Source organism: Paenibacillus sp. J31P316 (assembly GCF_056269105.1).
In genome coordinates, this window is sequence record NZ_JBWDNI010000003.1 from 809708 (window position 1) to 826872 (window position 17165).

At 56.5% G+C, this 17165-nt stretch carries 14 protein-coding genes; 11 read left to right on the forward strand and 3 right to left on the reverse strand.

Annotated features, from left to right (window positions below):
* Positions 1 to 55: 55 nt before the first annotated feature.
* The 6 genes from AC0YNU_RS14460 to AC0YNU_RS14485 all read left to right on the forward strand — a co-directional run bounded on the left by AC0YNU_RS14460 (position 56) and on the right by AC0YNU_RS14485 (position 9480).
* On the forward strand, positions 56 to 1822 hold the full coding sequence (locus AC0YNU_RS14460; protein ID WP_475757603.1) for a type 2 periplasmic-binding domain-containing protein: 1767 nt from the start codon (positions 56 to 58) through the stop codon (positions 1820 to 1822).
* 99 nt (positions 1823 to 1921) lie between these two features.
* Positions 1922 to 3463, forward strand: coding sequence for an ADP-ribosylglycohydrolase family protein (locus tag AC0YNU_RS14465; protein WP_475757605.1), 1542 nt, complete (start codon positions 1922 to 1924; stop codon positions 3461 to 3463).
* A 121-nt stretch (positions 3464 to 3584) separates the two neighbouring features.
* Complete coding sequence (locus AC0YNU_RS14470; RefSeq protein ID WP_475757607.1) at positions 3585 to 5801, forward strand: glycoside hydrolase; 2217 nt, start codon at positions 3585 to 3587, stop codon at positions 5799 to 5801.
* A gap of 332 nt (positions 5802 to 6133) precedes the next feature.
* Entirely contained in the window at positions 6134 to 7084 is a 951-nt protein-coding gene (locus tag AC0YNU_RS14475) for an MBL fold metallo-hydrolase (protein ID WP_475757986.1), read from the forward strand.
* An 80-nt stretch (positions 7085 to 7164) separates the two neighbouring features.
* Positions 7165 to 8787 (forward strand): ABC-F family ATP-binding cassette domain-containing protein, encoded by a 1623-nt coding sequence (locus AC0YNU_RS14480; RefSeq protein ID WP_475757610.1) that lies wholly within the window; start codon positions 7165 to 7167, stop codon positions 8785 to 8787.
* Positions 8788 to 8991: 204 nt separating this feature from the next.
* Positions 8992 to 9480 (forward strand): zinc ribbon domain-containing protein, encoded by a 489-nt coding sequence (locus AC0YNU_RS14485; RefSeq protein ID WP_475757612.1) that lies wholly within the window; start codon positions 8992 to 8994, stop codon positions 9478 to 9480.
* A gap of 134 nt (positions 9481 to 9614) precedes the next feature.
* Here AC0YNU_RS14485 and AC0YNU_RS14490 read toward each other — a convergent pair whose 3' ends face one another.
* Positions 9615 to 10571 carry an L-lactate dehydrogenase gene (locus AC0YNU_RS14490; RefSeq protein WP_475757614.1) on the reverse strand — a complete coding sequence of 319 codons (957 nt, stop codon included), beginning with the start codon at positions 10569 to 10571 and terminating at the stop codon, positions 9615 to 9617.
* Between the two features lie 194 nt (positions 10572 to 10765).
* On the opposite strand from AC0YNU_RS14490, the gene AC0YNU_RS14495 reads away from it, so the two are divergent.
* Both AC0YNU_RS14495 and AC0YNU_RS14500 read left to right on the forward strand, forming a co-directional pair.
* Positions 10766 to 11008, forward strand: coding sequence for a KTSC domain-containing protein (locus AC0YNU_RS14495; RefSeq protein ID WP_475757616.1), 243 nt, complete (start codon positions 10766 to 10768; stop codon positions 11006 to 11008).
* 319 nt (positions 11009 to 11327) lie between these two features.
* A complete protein-coding gene (locus tag AC0YNU_RS14500; RefSeq protein ID WP_475757619.1) occupies positions 11328 to 12338 on the forward strand; it encodes a C40 family peptidase in 1011 nt (336 codons plus the stop codon).
* Between the two features lie 112 nt (positions 12339 to 12450).
* Here AC0YNU_RS14500 and AC0YNU_RS14505 read toward each other — a convergent pair whose 3' ends face one another.
* Positions 12451 to 13380 carry a DMT family transporter gene (locus AC0YNU_RS14505; protein ID WP_475757621.1) on the reverse strand — a complete coding sequence of 310 codons (930 nt, stop codon included), beginning with the start codon at positions 13378 to 13380 and terminating at the stop codon, positions 12451 to 12453.
* A 103-nt stretch (positions 13381 to 13483) separates the two neighbouring features.
* On the opposite strand from AC0YNU_RS14505, the gene AC0YNU_RS14510 reads away from it, so the two are divergent.
* Both AC0YNU_RS14510 and AC0YNU_RS14515 read left to right on the forward strand, forming a co-directional pair.
* Positions 13484 to 14587 (forward strand): LysR family transcriptional regulator, encoded by a 1104-nt coding sequence (locus tag AC0YNU_RS14510; protein ID WP_475757622.1) that lies wholly within the window; start codon positions 13484 to 13486, stop codon positions 14585 to 14587.
* The gene (locus AC0YNU_RS14515) at positions 14584 to 14808 is read left to right on the forward strand and encodes a cysteine-rich CWC family protein (protein WP_475757624.1); all 225 of its coding nucleotides are present in this window, start codon (positions 14584 to 14586) and stop codon (positions 14806 to 14808) included. The genes AC0YNU_RS14510 and AC0YNU_RS14515 overlap by 4 nt, the downstream gene beginning before the upstream one ends.
* 52 nt (positions 14809 to 14860) lie before the next feature.
* Here AC0YNU_RS14515 and AC0YNU_RS14520 read toward each other — a convergent pair whose 3' ends face one another.
* Positions 14861 to 15976 carry an MGDG synthase family glycosyltransferase gene (locus tag AC0YNU_RS14520; protein WP_475757626.1) on the reverse strand — a complete coding sequence of 372 codons (1116 nt, stop codon included), beginning with the start codon at positions 15974 to 15976 and terminating at the stop codon, positions 14861 to 14863.
* Positions 15977 to 16215: 239 nt separating this feature from the next.
* On the opposite strand from AC0YNU_RS14520, the gene kapB reads away from it, so the two are divergent.
* A complete protein-coding gene (kapB, locus tag AC0YNU_RS14525) occupies positions 16216 to 16602 on the forward strand; it encodes a sporulation phosphorelay system protein KapB (protein ID WP_475757628.1) in 387 nt (128 codons plus the stop codon).
* The last annotated feature ends 563 nt before the right edge of the window (positions 16603 to 17165 follow it).

Below are 17165 nucleotides of genomic sequence, written 5' to 3' on the forward strand. Positions count from 1 at the left end.
GGTAGTCGGGCCATTAATCATAGCTAAGAACCACCATTGGGGAGGAAGATTAAAGATGAAGATGAAGAAAAGCTTAGCCGCGGCCGTGGCGATCACGGCAGTGGTTTCGATGACCGCCTGCGGCAGCAACAACAACGGCGGCAACGAGGCGCCGGCTGCATCGAACGACACGCAGACGAATGCTGCCGGCACGAACAACGCTGCTGCCGGCAATGACGCGGCTTTGTCCAAGGACCCGATCACGCTGAAGATCTTCGCCGGCAACGACGGCGACGTCAAGAATAAGGGCATTCAGGACAATGAAGTCGCGAACGTCATCAAAGAGAAATTCGGCATCACGCTGGACATCATCACGGGCGACGACGTCAAAGAGAAAACGATGATCGCCGGCGGCGATTTGCCGGACGTGATGGTATTCGAGGGCACGTCGGCTTCGCTCGCGAATTCGATGATCAAAGGCGGACAAGTCATTGCGCTTGACGATTTGATTGCCAAATACGGCTCGAATATTACCAAATACAGCAACACCGCGCTGCAGGTCTTCAAGAAATCGTTCAGCAACGGCACCGATAAAGTGTATTTCCTGCCGACGCATCAACAGAAAGCCAACACCGATCTGGTCGGCGAAAGCAGCTACGTCAACTTCTTCTCCCGCTGGGACCTGTACAAGGAAATGGGCGCCCCGGAAATGAAGAACGAAGACGATTTCCTGAACGTCATGAAACAAATGCAGGACAAGAACCCGACATCGAAAGACGGCAAGAAAGTGTACGCTTTCTCCGCTTGGACGGATTGGGGCACATGGCCGTACATCATCACGTATCCGTTCTCGCACGGCTTTACGAACCTGCCGAACGGCCAGCTGCTCAATCTGACGAACGGCGACGTCGAAGATCAATACGCGAAGGAAGACGGCGTCTTCTGGAACGGCATTCGTTTCTACAATAAAGCGTTCCGCATGGGCATCTTCGATCCGGAAGGCTTCACGCAGAAAGCATCGCAATACCAGGATAAAGTAGAGACGGGCCAATTGCTGAACTCGGCGCTGTGGACAGGCGGAGCGAAGCTGGTCGAGAACACGGGCAAAGAAGACGCGCAGATGATTTTCATCCCGGGTCCGTTCCCGGCGATTACCGGCGTTTACCAGAACGACGCGACGCTTGGCTGGAGCCTCGGCACGGCCAAAATGATCACGTCCAGCAACAAATATCCGGAGCGCACGATGCAGATGCTCGATTTCCTGAACAGCCCCGAAGGCGCGCGTTTGATCTATAACGGCGTGCAAGGCAAGGACTGGGATATCGTCGACGGCAAAGAGAAGCTGATCGGCGATATGGCGAAACCGAACAACGCGGATTACACGCAAGCGAACGGCATCGATCAGTTCTCCAAATTAGGCGCCTTGGACCAGGGTTATCCGATGGGCAACGGCAATCCGGTCGACCTGCGCAAAGTCGTGGATCCGGCGATCGTATCGAAAGCCGAAACCGATTTTGCCAAGCATTACGGCGCCGATCTGTACCCGGGCCAAGTGTACGACAAGCTCGTCAAAGACGGCAAAGCGATCGCGCCGACGCAGGACTGGATCGCGGCCCGCATCATCGGCCAGCCTTCCGATGCGTCCACGCAAATTTTGACGAAGGCGGATCAATACTTCATGGCGAACGTCGCCAGACTCATCATGGCGAAGGACGACGCGGATTTCGATGCGCAAATGAAGAAAACGATGTCCGATTTGAAGAACATGGGCATCGATAAAGCCTACGACGAGCTGCATCAGCTGTACGCCACGGCGCAGGAAGTCGCAAAAGAGATTAAATAGCGTTCCGAACCGTAGCGAACTGAAACGGAAGACCGAATACCCACTGACATGCAGAGCAGTTCAGTGGGTATTTTCTGTATCGAAAGGATGACTGGACAGATGACTATTTTCAACGAGGCCGATTATCGCAACCGCGTGCTCGGTTGCTGGATCGGCAAGAATATCGGCGGCACCGTAGGCGCGCCGTTCGAATGGAAGCGGCAAGTGAACGACGTGTCGTTCTACACGCATAAGCTGGACGGCAATCCGCTGCCGAACGACGATTTGGATTTGCAGCTGCTCTGGCTGATCGCGCTGGAGGAGCAGGGCATCCACATCAACGCGCGCGTGCTGGCCGAGTACTGGCAGCTCTATATTACGCCGCATTGGGCCGAGTATGGCATTGCCAAGATCAACATGAAGCAAGGATTGATGCCGCCGCTCAGCGGATCCCACGAGAATCCGTACAAGGATAGCTGCGGCGCGTATATCCGCTCCGAGATTTGGGCGTGCATCGCGCCAGGCATGCCTGAGCTTGCGGCACGTTACGCCTACGAGGACGCGATCGTCGATCACGGCCACGGGGAAGGCACGTATGCGGAGCTGTTCTTCGCGGCGCTTGAAGCAGCGGCATTCGTGGAGTCCGATCTACATGCTTTGATCGAGATCGGACTGTCCTATATCCCCGTGGATTGCGGCATTACCCGCGTCATTCGGGATGTGCTGGCGTGGCACGGGGATGGCAAGACATGGCTGGAGGCTCGGGATCTGGTGCTGAAGTATCACCGCGGCCGATATTCGCTCTTCGGCGGCATCTCCGCGGAAGACCGTGAGAAGGGCTTCGCCGACGGTCCCGTCGGCTACGACGCGCCGAGCAATATCGGCATCACCGTGCTTGGCCTGCTCTACGGGGAAGGCGATTTCGCGAAGACGATGTGCATCACGGTCAATTGCGGCGAAGATACGGACTGCACCGCGGCGACGGCCGGCTCGATCCTTGGCATTATCCATGGAGCGGACGCGATTCCGGAGGAATGGATCAAGCCGATCGGACGCGCGATCAAGACCGCATGCTTGAACTTGGGCGAGCTCGGCGGCTTCGGCAATCAATTGCCGGCGGACGTGGACGACTTGACCGAACGCACGCTGCGCATCGCGAAGCAGGTGCTGCTCGCGCAGAACAACGGCATCGAGATCGACGCGCACCGCGAGACGGACACGTCCGATCTGGCCGGCGGCAAGCTGTACGCGAAGGATCAGGGACGTTCCGTATACGATCGTCCTGAAGGCCCGGTCTACGCGTTCGGCACGCTCGAGGTCACGGTCGATTACGGGGATGCTCCGACGATCCGCTCGGGCGAACCGAAGCCGATCCGGCTGCTGCTGAGGAACAGCTCCAAGGCCGTGGAGATGTGGGACATTCAACTACTCGGACCGGTCGGCTTCAAGGCGCATCCGTCCGCGCAGGCGAAGATCATGACGCATACGGTGACGCCGGAGGTGCGGGTGCTGAACTTGGAGCTTGCGGTCGACCGCGCCTCGCAGGTCAACCGGTTCGTCGTTGAAGTGACGGCGGAAGGCAGGCAGACCGCCATGCACGTGCCGATCATCCTATTGAACGGGGATGCGGCCTCGGAGCGGGTCCTACTGCCGGTGGAATAGCGAACCGCGGGGGCGACCGGCGAAGCACGAACAAGAATGGCGTTGAACGGCATGACCCTTCTTAGATGCATGGGAAGGGTCGTACCGATAACGATAGATAAACCGCGAAGGAGCGATATTGATGAAGAAGACGACGAAACGCTTGAGAAATGCCGGAATCGCAACTGCGCTGCTGTTACTTGGAAGCGCTAACATTGCGGAGGTCACGCACGCCGATTACGCGGTGAGCGTGGATCCGGGAATCCGCTACCAGACGCTCGAGGGATGGGGGACGTCGCTCGCTTGGTGGGCGCACGTTATCGGCAGTCAGCCGAACTTGACGATCCGCAACGATTACGCGGATAAGATATTCAACCCCACGACGGGACTTGGGTTTACGATGGCACGCTACAATATCGGCGGCGGCGAGAATCCGAGCTATCTGCCGCCAAGCTCGACCGTTTACCTCTCGCCTCGCACGCGCGTTCCCGGCTACAAGGCGACAAGCGCAAGCGCCTATGACTGGACGCAGGATGCCGGCCAGCGCTGGATGCTGCAGGCGTCGATCGACCGCGGCGTCAACTTGACGGAAGCGTTCTCGAATTCGCCGCCGTACTGGATGACGAACAGCGGAAGCGTATCCGGCCCCGACAACAGCTATAACGATAATTTGAATTCCGCGTACTATGATGCGTTCACCGACTACTTGACGACCGTCGTGCAGCACTTTAAGGATTCCTGGGGGATCACGTTCAACACGCTGGAGCCGTTCAACGAGCCGGTATCGTACTGGTGGAAGAAGGGCAATTGGCAGGAAGGCGCGTATATCGGGAACGCGACCCAGAACACGATCATCAAGAAAGTCGGCGCTTCGCTGAATACGAAGGGATTGACCACGAGGCTGGTGTCCGCGGACGATAACAGCATCGACGAAGCCATCGATACCTTCAATTCGTACGACAGCACGGCCAAAGGTTATTTGTCCCAAATCAACGTGCACAGCTACAACGGCTATAACCGTTCGGGCCTCTTGAATCTGGCCAAATCCAACAATAAGAAACTGTGGATGACGGAATACGGCGACGGCGACTCGTCGGGCATGACCCTTGCTTCGACGATTCTCAGCGATATGCGCAACATGCAGCCGACCGTCTGGTCGTATTGGCAGCCGGTCGATTATGACGGCTGGGGCATGATGGTATCGGATTTGGACAATCCGACGAATTACGCGTATACGTTGAGCGAGAAATACTACGTCATGGCCAACTTCAGCCGGTTCATTCGCCCTGGCGCGCAGTTCATGTCCATCAACGATGGCAATTCGCTCGCGGCTTACGACAGCGCATCGAACAAGCTGACCATCGTGACGCAGAACAACTCCAATTCGGATACGAACATCACGTACGATTTGACGAAATTCACGTCCGTTACGGGCAATGCGACGCCGTACCGTACATCCTCGACGGAGAATCTCGCCCAGCTTTCTGCCGTCAGCACGGCAAACAAGACCTTCACGGGAACGGCCAAGGCCAAATCGGTCACGACCTATGTCATTACAGGCGTCACCGCGCCAGCGGCGCTGTCCGGAAGCCTGACGAACACGGGCTTCGAGACCGGATCGCTCAGCTCATGGTCGACCAGCGGCAACGCAGGCGTCGAGACGGCCCATCCGCATAGCGGCACGCACAACGCCTACTTGAATAACGGCGGTGCGATCTCGCAGCAATTCGTCGCGCCGACGACAGGCACGTATACGATGACGGCGTATGCCGCGATCACCAACGGCTCCGGATCGATCGGCATCGACCGCAATGGCACGCAGGCCGTTAACCTTCCGGTAACCGGAAACGCCTATGCGCCGTATACGGCAACCTTCACCGCATCCGCGGGCGATGTCATCAACGCGTGGGGATATTCGCCATCGTCTGCGACCTCGATGACGCTCGATGATATCACGGTGGCGCCGGCGCCTGTGACCGGGCTGCAGAACGGCGGCTTCGAGACGGGGGCGCTCGGCACGTGGATTACCTCCGGCACGGCTGGCGTAGAGACCAATTATCCTCATTCGGGCAGCTACGACGGATATCTCCACACCGGAGGCGCGATGTCCCAATCGTTCACGGCGCCTTCCACAGGAACGTATACCTTCTCTGCTTACTCGGCCATCAGCAACGGATCCGGCTCGGTCGGCGTAGACCGCAACGGTACGCAGGTCGTCAACAAGACGGTAACCGGCGGCGGGTACGCCTTGTATACCGGGACGTTTACGGCCAATGCCGGCGATACGATCAACGTCTGGGCCTGGTCGCCGACCGCGGCAACGTGGATGACGATCGACGACGTGTCGGTTACGCCGTAATAAACCGCACGCCGGCCTGTTTTGTTCGAAAATACTTGAGCTAGTCCGCACGCTAGTCCGATAGAAGGCCGTCCTCCCGCGCATCTTGGCGGAGGGACGGTCCTTTCGGTTTTCTCTCCTATTCGCCCTGCATTCCCTCTCTGCCCGCAAATGTTTCGCCTGCCGTTCACAATCCGCCCGATTATACCGCTTCCCGCCGTTTGATTAATAGAATTAACCTTGGTATCTTTGAAGTACAAGAGAGCAGTCCGGTTCCGGGAAGCGAAGAGGCGGCGCAATTACGCCGCGCGGAGATGGCGCCAGGACGCCAGCATAAGAACATACGGGAGATGTTGAGAGAAATGCGATATTCGAATTCAAATCCAGCGGCCGTACCCAAGACCTTTCGCGAAGTCAGACAATGGCGGAGGTCGCGCGGCGGTAAAATGAAGGCCAAGGATTATTCCTTCCAGGTTCCGGTCGTCGATCCCGACCTCGTATTCCTGCACGGCAATACAAGCGAGCCTACGCTGACCTGGGTCGGCCATTCCACGTTCTTCATTCAACTGGGCGGACTCAATATCATCACGGACCCGATTTGGGCCGAGAAGCTGGCTTTCCACAGACGTCTGGCGGCGCCTGGCATCAACATCGCCGACGTGCCTCCGATCGACGTGATTCTGATATCGCATTCGCATTACGATCATCTCAACATTGCATCCCTGAAGCAGCTGACCGGCAGCAAAATGCTCATCGTGCCCGTCGGCTTGGCCGACAAGCTGCGGCGCAAGGGCTTCTCGTCCATAATCGAGCTGGACTGGTGGCAATCGGCCGTCGTCCGCGGCGTGACGTTCAACTTCGTTCCCGCGCAGCACTGGACGAGGCGAACGCTCGTCGATACGAATTCCTCCCGCTGGGGCGGCTTCGTCATCGAGAGCAAGGATGCGCCAACCGTTTATTTCGCGGGGGACAGCGGCTATTTCGACGGCTTCAAGGAAGTCGGCAGACGGTTCGCCGATATCGAGGTCGCCCTCATGCCGATCGGAGCTTATGATCCGGAATGGTTCATGGGCGCGCAGCATGTATCCCCGGAAGAGGCGCTTCAGGCGTTCCGCGATACGGGCGCGCGACATTTCGTGCCGATGCATTACGGCTCCTACAAGCTGGCGGACGATACGCCTCGCGAAGCGCTCGACCGGCTGGAAGCGGAGATGCGCCGGCTGCAGCTGGCGGACGGCATCGTACGAATCATGCCCCACGGCGAGACATGGCAGTTAAACAAACGCCTGAGTCAAGTCACTTAAACAAGTAAGCATCGCCCCGCGCATATGTGCTATAATGGTGTGATGAGTAACATTATTAGCGAAGGACGGGATACCTGAATATGATCAGTACAAGCGGCATCACGCTTCGATACGGCAAACGCGCGCTATTCGAAGATGTTAATATTAAGTTCAACCCGGGCAATTGCTACGGCCTGATCGGCGCGAACGGGGCGGGCAAATCGACGTTTCTGAAGATCCTGTCCGGCGAAGTGGAACAAACAAGCGGCGAAGTGCATATGACGCCGGGCGAGCGTTTCGCGGTTCTGAAGCAGAACCATTACGAATACGACGAGAACCTCGTGCTCGAGACGGTTATCATGGGCTACAAGAAGCTGTACGAAGTCATGAAGGAGAAGGACGCCATCTACGCGAAGGCTGAGTTCACCGACGAAGACGGCATGCGCGCGGGCGAGCTGGAAGCGGAATTCGCCGACATGAACGGCTGGGAAGCGGAATCCGAAGCGGCGGGCATGCTGAACGGTCTCGGCATTACGCCGGACTTGCACGACAAGCGGATGGCGGAATTATCCGGCAACGAGAAAGTCCGCGTCCTGCTGGCGCAAGCATTGTTCGGCAATCCGCAGATCCTGCTCCTCGATGAGCCTACCAACCATCTCGACATGCAATCGATCGAGTGGCTCGAGAACTTCCTCGGCGGCTACGAAGGCACCGTTATCGTCGTATCCCATGACCGTCATTTCCTGAACCAGGTGTGCACGCATATCGCGGATATCGATTTCGGCAAAATCCAGATGTACGTCGGCAACTACGACTTCTGGTACGAGTCCAGTCAGCTGGCGCTTACGCTCATGCGGGACGCCAACAAGAAGAAGGAAGACAAGATCAAGGAACTGCAAGCGTTCATCCAACGTTTCAGCGCCAACAAGTCCAAGTCCAAGCAAGCGACTTCGCGTAAGAAGCTCCTTGATAAAATCTCGCTCGACGACATTCGTCCGTCGAACCGTAAATATCCGTTCATTAACTTCAAGCCGGAACGCGAAGCAGGCAAGCAATTGCTGCTGACCGAAGGGTTGACGAAGTCGATCGACGGAACGGTGCTGATCGACAACCTGACGCTGGCGCTGAACAAAGGCGACAAAATCGCGCTCGTCGGACCGAACACGCTGCCGAAATCGCTGCTCATGCAAGTGTTGATGGGCGAAGTGGAAGCGGACGCCGGCACGTACTCGTGGGGCGTAACGACGACGCAGGCGTATTTCCCGAAAGACAACTCCCAATACTTCGACGGCGTGGAACTGAACCTCGTCGACTGGCTGCGCCAATACTCCAAGGATCAAGACGAGAGCTTCATCCGCGGCTTCCTCGGCCGGATGCTCTTCTCCGGCGACGAAGCGCTGAAGAAAGCGAGCGTCCTCTCCGGAGGCGAGAAAGTGCGCTGCATGTTGTCCAAGATGATGTTGTCCGGTTCCAACGTCCTGCTCATGGACGAACCGACCAACCACTTGGACTTGGAATCGATCACCGCGCTCAATAACGGCTTGATCGACTTCGACGGCACGCTCATCTTCACGTCGCATGACCATCAGTTCGTGCAAACGATCGCGAACCGCATCATCGAGATTACGCCGAACGGCATCATCGACCGGATGATGTCGTACGACGAATACCTCGAGAGCGCCGAAGTCAAAGCGCTCCGCGAGCGCATGTACCCGGCAGAATAAGCGAATGATTGGCAGACCGTACTCCACGCGAGTACGGTCTTTTTTGTTGTTCTTGCGCCTTTGTGGTCCTCATACGATAGGAAGAGAGCGCGGCTGAATATTTCCGGCCGCCTTGGCGCGAATAGAAGTGATTCGGCAGGGCGGTTATGGTAAAATAAGCGAAAGCGACAAAGCTAGACGAAATTATGAAGGAGTCGATTTATTATGTCCTTTTTCGATAAAGTCAAGCAGGGGGCGTCGGATGCGGCCAAGAAAGCGCAGCAAACCGTCGAGATCACGAAGCTGAAAGCTCAAATTTCCGGCAAGGAGAAGGACATCGAGAAGCTGTGCGCCCAAATCGGGGCGGCCGTCTATCGCGGCCATCAAGCCGGCAATATCGCAGCCACCGAGCAGGAAGTGGTCGATTGCTGCCGTCAGGCGGACGAACTGCAAGCCGAGATTCGGATCCTTGAAGAGCGGATCAAGGTTACACGCAACGAGAAGACCTGCACCTGCGGCAAGGTCGTCGCGCTGGACGCCAAGTTCTGTCCGGACTGCGGAGCGGCGCTCGCCGAGGATCCGAAGATCGAGAATACGGTCGGCGAAATCGTCGTCATCTGCAACCAATGCCACACGGAGAACGAACTGAACGCGAAATTCTGCGTATCCTGCGGCGGGGGCTTGAACAGCACGGCTGCCGAGGCGACGTATTAGTAACTAGTCGTGCCTATAAGCCTTGCAGCTGCATGATGAAGAGCAATCATTCATAGGGATTCAAATAAATCAGTCTTGGCCGCATGCTGCGTTGATGCATGAGCCGGGACTGTTTTTTGTTATATCTCATGCGGCTAACGGGCGAGAGGGAGACTATTAATGGCTTGTTGAATGACCGCGCCGGACCGGACCAGCTGTTCCTGCTCGGCCGGTGTCAGATTTAGTTCCACGATCTCCTTCATGCCGGAGCGGGTTATGATGGCAGGTACGCCGAGACAGAGGTCCGAGAAGCCGTATTCGCCGTCGAGCACGGCAGATACGGCCATGATTTTGTGCTCGTCATTCAGGATCGAGCGGATAATATAGGCCAGCGCATTGCCGATTCCATAATAGGTCGAGCCCTTCAGCTTATAGATTTCAAGTCCGCTCTCCATCGTTTGGCGGGCGATCTCATCCAGCTTCAAATGGCCGAACCTTGCGGGATGCTGGGCGATAATATCGAGCAAGGGCTTGCCGCCGACCGTGACATGCGACCAGACGGGGAACTGGGAGTCGCCGTGCTCGCCGAGCACGTAGCCGCTGACGCTCCGCGGATCCACGGGGAGATAGTAGGATAGCAGCGTCTTCAGCCGCGAGGAGTCGATAGAGGTGCCGGTGCCAATCACTTGGCTGCGCGGCAGGCCGGACAAGCGCCAGACCATATAGGTGACGATGTCTACGGGATTGGAGGCGACGAGGAAAATGCCGTCAAATCCGCTGGCCATGATCGGGCCGATCAACGGCTCGTGAATATCGTAGGCCGACTCCAGCACCTCAAGCCGGCTCTGAATGTTTTTCGGCCGGATACCGACGCTCAGCACGACGATATCCGCGTCGCCGCATTGGTCCAGCGTACCCGTCGTGATCTTCGTCCTGGCGTGCACGAATTCCATGCAATGCGACAAATCCAGCGCCTGGGCATAAGCGCGCTCCGGCGTGCGGTCCACGAGCATGATCTCGTCGCAGACGGCTTGATTGATCAAGGAATAAGCACAAGTCGATCCCACATACCCGACGCCCACGATGACGACCTTCCGTGCTTTGCTTCCCATGACCTGTCATCCTTTCATGTAAGGTGTACTTCCATTGTATGGTCGGAATTTGCCGATATACACCGTCAGCCTCAAGTAAACGCTTCATAGCCATCAAAATAGGCAAAAGCTGATTCATTCGGTGCTGAAATGGGTAAAAGTGGGATAGATATAATAATGTCCTTGCGAATTTTGACATGTGGGAGGCGTTAACAATGCTGGTACCCGTGGAGTCCAAGCAAATTGCATTCTGCTCGTACAATGAGGATGAGGCGTCCTTATACCTGTACTACCATACAGGTGATGTGGCTATTTTCTCGTCGATCGGCAAGACCGATTACCAGTCCGTCATCGATTCCCCGAACCGGTACGATACGCTGATGAGCCTCATGAAGAAATGCCAGTCCGAAGAGCAGCTGCACAGTATGTTTCCGGAATATGAACAAAAACAGACGTGATTGAGCTTTTACCATTATTTACATGATTCGCCAACCGTAGGGGAAAAATAGTGCTTAAGCCGCGTTATTAGGACCCTTTGGTAAAGGAATTATGAAGCAGGTCAATCGCAGCAGATACACGCGTTTCATGCACAGGCGTCCCGTTTTGGGGCGTCTTTTTTGATGGAAACTGATCCCGGTCATGGTTCAAATTAACTACGGAGAGATTCGACAAATGAGACAGGGGATCGATATGGTCCTTAAGGAGGGTTCCGTACAATGGAGACAGCAACGAGTTGCATAGCTATTCAAAACCACTCGAACACGAAAGGGAGAGAGTATGAACAAGCGTACTTCTATGTTATTGTCCTTGGTTCTTGGCGCTTCGCTGCTGCTTCCGGCAGCCGCATCCGCTTCGACCGCGTCCGCGACCGTCGGGCAAATCCAGTCCAGCGTCAGCTTCCGCAGCCTTCCATCCACCTCATCGACTGTGTACAAGTATTTGAAGCAAGGCGAGCAAGTCGTGATTTTGGAGAAGGTAAATGCGTATTGGTATAAGGTTCAGGATGTAAACGGTTCGATCGGATACATATCCTCTGACGATAAATACGTCGACATCCTTACAGGCAGCGGGTCGAATGGCGGCTCCGGAGCGGTAACCGGCAATGCAACGATCGTTGCATCGGTATCCCTCCGCACGGGACCGTCCACCGACAGCGCAAGAATCCGTTACCTGTCCAAGGGGGAGACGGTGACCATAACGGGACAGCCGAACAGCTACTGGTATGCGGTCACGGCGTCCAATGGGACGAAGGGCTACGTCAGCTCGGATAGTCAGTACATCAAAACAAACGGTAGCTCGTCAGGCGGTTCGAACGGCGGTTCCAATGGAGGAAATAATAACGGCGACGTCGGCCAGGCGGTCGAGCGCGTCATCGCCGCAGGCATGAAGTACTTGGGCACGCCGTACGAATTCGGCTCCGACCGCAATAATACGAATACTTTCGACTGCTCCGACTTCGTGCGTACTGCCTTCCGCGAGGGGGCAAGCCTCACCTTGCCGGCCGATTCGAGCGGGCAGGGCAAGTACGTCCGCAATCTCGGCAGCGTGAAGACGGACTGGCATCAGCTGAAGCGCGGCGACCTGATGTTCTTCATGGATTACAAGGGAACGACGGCTTCTGCTTACGCCGGCATTAACAAAGCGACGGCTGACATCTCTCATGTCGGCATTTACCTCGGCAATGGTCAAATTCTTCATACGTATTCCAAGGAGTCCGGCGGCGTACGGACAAGCACCATCTCCGGCCACTGGGACTACCGGTTCCTGTTCGGCGGAAGCGCGCTGTAGGAGACTCGTAAGAAATAGCGTCAAACACGCAAAAACCTTCAACATCAGGCTAATCGCCGGCGTTGAAGGTTTTTGCGTTTGAGGGATGCGTGGACGGTAATACCTATTCGCATCAAGGCTGCGATCGTTCGTTCAGCCGCACCGCTGCGGCTGAGCCGCTGGTTCTTTGCGCCTTCGGCTTGGAATTGACGAGCAGGATGCTGCCGACAATCAGGACAAGTCCTGCCGCCAGCTTGATGCTAAGCGACTCGTTCATGAACAGGACGCTGATCAGCAGCGCAACGAGCGGGATGAGGAAGGTATACGAACCGACCTTGGCGGCTTCCCCGGAGCCGACAAGCTTGAAGTAAGCAAGCCAGCCTAGCGCAATGACGAAGATCGCGATAAACAACAGGTCCAGGACGAATGACGGCTGCCAATCGATCGCCGCCCAGCTTTCGGAGACGGAGCCCAAGAACAGCAGGACGATGCCGCCGATCGTAATTTGGAGCGCGACGACCCACGTCGTATCGGTTTTCGCGGCCATCTTCTTCATATACACGGTTCCGAACGCCCAGCAGAGGGCGCTGCCGAGCGCGAGCAACACGCCGGGTAACGAGAATTGACCTATCCCGCCGCTGACGCTGATGACCGCCACGCCGGCGAAACCGAGCAGCAGGCCGATGACGCGCAGGGGAAACATCTTCTCGCCCAGCCACAGCCAGGAGAATACGCCGAGGAGCACCGGCTGCAGGAATACGATGGCCGAGAACAGTCCGGCGGGCAGATAGAGCAGACCGACGGTTTGGAGGCCGTAATACAGCATAATGTTCAGCACGGACGAGATGAGATAGATCGGCCATGTTTCTTTCCAGCGAATGCGCTTGGCGTGAGGCAGGGCGACAACTACGAGCAGCAGCCCGCCGATCAAGGTGCGGAGTCCCGCGAATAGCAGGGGCGGCGTGTAATCAAGCGCGTATTTGGACAAGGGCCAGTTGGCGCCCCAGACAAGGACAAGAAAGGCCAGATAGATCATGGATTGTTGCCGTGACAATGGCTGCATCGTTTCGTTCATCTCCAGTTGGTTTAGGTCTGGTACTCATGTTATACTCCTGACGAGAATAAATAAAATGAATGTTTCTTATAGGGGAGATAACCATTTCGATATGAACCAATCGCAATTATCGTTATTCGTGCAAATCGCCGAGTCCGGCAGCTTCACGAAGGCCGGGCAGGAATTGAACATGACCCAGCCTGCGGTGAGCAGGGCCATCGCGGCGCTGGAAGCCGAGCTGGACGTAACGCTGCTTATCCGCGACCGCAAGAACGGCGTGCTGCTGACGGACATCGGCAAGCGGCTGCTCGTTCATAGCCGCAACATTCTGAACAGCTACGAGAAGATCAAGCAGGAGATCAAATCGGAGAAGGGCTTCGAGGTCGGCACGGTCCGCATCGGCACGTTCCCGGCGGTATCCGCGCGTTACCTGCCGGCCATTCTAAGGGTGATCGGCGAGCGGTACCCAGGCATTTCGTTCACGCTTCATGAGGGTACGATCGACGACATCCGCTCATGGCTCGAATCCCGGGTCGTCGACGTGGGCTGGATCATTCCCCCGAGCGGGGAGCTGGAGACGATGCCTTTTCTGACGGATAAGCTGTATCTGCTTCTGAGGGAAGATCATCCGCTGCAGCGGCAGGCGGTCATTGCCATCCGGGACCTGGACGATGCGCCGCTCATCCTGTGCCGGGGCGGCTACGAAGTGCCGCTCGTCGAGCTGTTCGCCCAATCCGGCGCCCGCCTCCGAACGAAATTCGAATCCCATAACATCAATACGGCCGTGAGCATGGTGCAGGAGGGACTCGGTATAGCTATTGTGTCCGATTCCTCGATGGCGATGTCGCATCTGCCGCCCAACGTTCGGATGCGTGCAATCGAACCGATGCCGGTGCGGGAAATCATGCTGGCCGTGCCGTCGATGAAGGACGCTTCGCTGGCGGTGAAGCTGTTCATGAAGACCGCGCGGGAGCTCTTTGCTGCGCCGGACGAAGCATCCGAGCCTAGTACCGGAGAAGATGAAGTGTCAGGCCTAAGCACCGCGAAGGATGAAGTGTCAGGACCAAACATTACAGAAGACGAAGTGTCTGGACCTAGCATAGTGGAAGACGAAATTTCAGGACCTAGCATAGTGGAAGACGAAATTTCAGGACCTAGCATAGCGGAAGACAAGGTGTCGGGACCAAACGCTGTTGAAGGAGAAATGTTGCCATGACCTCGCAGGTAGATGTAGAGACGTCGAAGTGCCCCATTTGCGGCAATCGCAACGCGTGCGCCGGCAGTCTTGACTGCTGGTGCGCGAAGGAGACGTTTCCGGAATCGCTCTTCACGGAGATTCCCGAGGAGCTGCTGGGAAAGGCGTGCGTATGCCAAGATTGTCTAACCCGTTTCAAGCAGGAGGAGGGTCGCAAGGGCTCGGGATCCGGATCGGAATAAAACAGCGTAGCAAGAGCGAAGGGTCGATGACTACGAGGGCAAAAAAAAGCCGTTACTGCATAAGCTGCAGAACGGCGCGCGAGCATTCCATCGGATTGTAGTGCTGATTGCGTTTGGTCAGAAGATCGTTGCGGAATTTCACGGACGAGTACGGCTCCTGCATCAGCTCGAACCATTTATCGATCGTCTCGGTCGACTCCAGCATCTCTCCGAAACCGCTTGCGACGAAGTATTCACAATTGACTTCCTCTTGACCGGGAATCGGCTCGTAGAACAACATCGGGATGCCTTTGCTGAGGCCTTCCGTGCAAGTCATGCCGCCGGGCTTCGTAATGAGCAGGTCGGACACGTCCATGAGCTTGTTGATTTCCTTGGTGAATCCGAGCACCTTGATGTTGGGATGCTGGTAATTGGGATCGGCGAGCATCCGGTCCCGTACTTTCTCGTTGTTGCCGACGCAGTAGATGAGCTGCACGCGGTCGCGCCAGCGCGTCATATAACTGAGCAGGTCGTCACTGTACATAATCCCCCAGCCGCCGCCCATAATAAGGACCGTCGGCATCGGCTTCAAGTCGAACTGCGCCTGCAGCTCCGATTTGTCGTGTGTTTGCCAGAAGTTCGGATGAACCGGAATGCCCGTCACTTGGATCCGGCTCGCGGACGTACCGCGGTCCATCAATTTCTTCTTGACCTCGTTCGTGGACACCAAGTACTTGGTTACCTCGGAGCTTGTCCATGTGCCGTGCGCGTCGTAGTCTGTAATCAGCGTATACAGCGGCGTCCGCAGGCCGAGCCGTTTCAAGCGGGATACAACGGCGTTCGGGACGGGATGCGTACATACGATCAGATCTGGTTTCAGCTGCGAAATCACCTGCGAAGTATTGGTATAAAATAAACGGTGAAGCGCAAGCTGCGTGAAGCGGTTCAACGATTTCTCGTATTTGCGGCGATAAAACTTGCCGAGCAGCTTCGGCTGTTTCGTAACGGTTTTGCGATAGGCGGACACGATAAGCGGACCGAGTACAGGGTTAAGAAAATTGCCCAGCTCGATCACGCGGGTTTGAATCGAAGAATCGAGCGAACGCAGACCGACGGCCAGCGCGTACGCAGCCTGGGTATGTCCGGAGCCGAAACCTTCGGAAAGCAGCAACACTCGTTTTTTATGCATTTTTCTCACCTGCTTCTCTTACCTGATCAGTATAGCCGTAATACTCTCTTCTCATATTACGACGGGCAGACGGCAAGCACAAGGACGGAATTAAGACTTGCGTATGATTGAGGTGTTAAATTATCCTAAATCATGGGCGTTCGAGACCATTCGGGATACGAATCACCCAATATTTGGCGCGCGGCCCATGCGGAGAGCATTGAGCCGGGTGCCGTCCAGCATGGAATGGAGCGATGAAGATGCAGGATCCACAGAAGCGGAATTATGAACCAGGTACGATAGTAGCGTTCACGAATAAAACAGGGCGTTATGCAGGCGAATTAATGGAAATAAATGGACCGCGCGCATTGGTCAAGACGCTGGCCGTGCTAAAGCATCCCGAGCAGGGCGATTTGCACAATCCGTATAATCCGGACGTGCCGATGTTCCACGAGCGCAGAGCCCTCAGCTACACGGAGAAAACGAACGTGCTGCTCGGCGAAATCGAGCCTTTCCACGGCGACGTGCCGGACTACAAGGAATCCCGTGCGCGCGCGCTGGCCGTGGAGATCGAGTCGCTTGACCGGCTGAAGCGCTGGGCGGAGCGGGGAATCGACGCGCTGCGGACGCTGGAGCGGGAGTATTAGCTCCGGTTTTGCGATGATGCTCCGGTTTTGCGATGGATGCTCCCGTGGTGCTCCGCACCAAAGTCGGGCTCCGGTTTTGCGATGGATGCTCTCGTGGTGCTCCGCACCAAAGTCGCATCCATTCGCAAAACCTGCGCGTGCAGGTTTTTTGAGAGCTGGGCTCCGATGCTGTGGTTGCGCTTCGCGCTAGGGAGGGCGGGCATGGATGCACTCCGCGCTTAAGGGGTTGGGCGCTTCAGAGTCGGCGATGCCGATGAGCGTTCGGCGGGGGCTTCGCGCCAAAGTCGGGCTCCGGTTTTGCGATGAATGCTCCCGTGGTGCTTCGCACCAAAGTCGCATTCATTCGTAAAACCTGCGCTTGCAGGTTTTTTGAGGGCCAGGGCTCTGATGCTGTGAATGCGCTTCGCGCTAGGGAGGACGGGCATGGATGCACTTCCCGTTTGACGGCAAAGCGCTGTGCTTCAGTGCCTGCAATGCGCAAGAGCAGAGGGACAGCTGCGCTACAAGGCCGGCGACGATAAGCGCCCTTAGTGCTTTGAACATATGCTGAGCACTCTATGGCA

Coding starts and splice junctions, on each gene's coding strand:
- AC0YNU_RS14505 (WP_475757621.1), bottom strand. CDS start 13,380: ATGCAGCCATTGTCACGGCAACAATCCATGATCTATCTGGCCTTTCTT.
- AC0YNU_RS14515 (WP_475757624.1), top strand. CDS start 14,584: ATGACCTCGCAGGTAGATGTAGAGACGTCGAAGTGCCCCATTTGCGGC.
- AC0YNU_RS14500 (WP_475757619.1), top strand. CDS start 11,328: ATGAACAAGCGTACTTCTATGTTATTGTCCTTGGTTCTTGGCGCTTCG.
- AC0YNU_RS14465 (WP_475757605.1), top strand. CDS start 1,922: ATGACTATTTTCAACGAGGCCGATTATCGCAACCGCGTGCTCGGTTGC.
- AC0YNU_RS14470 (WP_475757607.1), top strand. CDS start 3,585: ATGAAGAAGACGACGAAACGCTTGAGAAATGCCGGAATCGCAACTGCG.
- AC0YNU_RS14520 (WP_475757626.1), bottom strand. CDS start 15,976: ATGCATAAAAAACGAGTGTTGCTGCTTTCCGAAGGTTTCGGCTCCGGA.
- AC0YNU_RS14485 (WP_475757612.1), top strand. CDS start 8,992: ATGTCCTTTTTCGATAAAGTCAAGCAGGGGGCGTCGGATGCGGCCAAG.
- AC0YNU_RS14480 (WP_475757610.1), top strand. CDS start 7,165: ATGATCAGTACAAGCGGCATCACGCTTCGATACGGCAAACGCGCGCTA.
- AC0YNU_RS14495 (WP_475757616.1), top strand. CDS start 10,766: ATGCTGGTACCCGTGGAGTCCAAGCAAATTGCATTCTGCTCGTACAAT.
- AC0YNU_RS14460 (WP_475757603.1), top strand. CDS start 56: ATGAAGATGAAGAAAAGCTTAGCCGCGGCCGTGGCGATCACGGCAGTG.
- AC0YNU_RS14510 (WP_475757622.1), top strand. CDS start 13,484: ATGAACCAATCGCAATTATCGTTATTCGTGCAAATCGCCGAGTCCGGC.
- AC0YNU_RS14490 (WP_475757614.1), bottom strand. CDS start 10,571: ATGGGAAGCAAAGCACGGAAGGTCGTCATCGTGGGCGTCGGGTATGTG.
- kapB (WP_475757628.1), top strand. CDS start 16,216: ATGCAGGATCCACAGAAGCGGAATTATGAACCAGGTACGATAGTAGCG.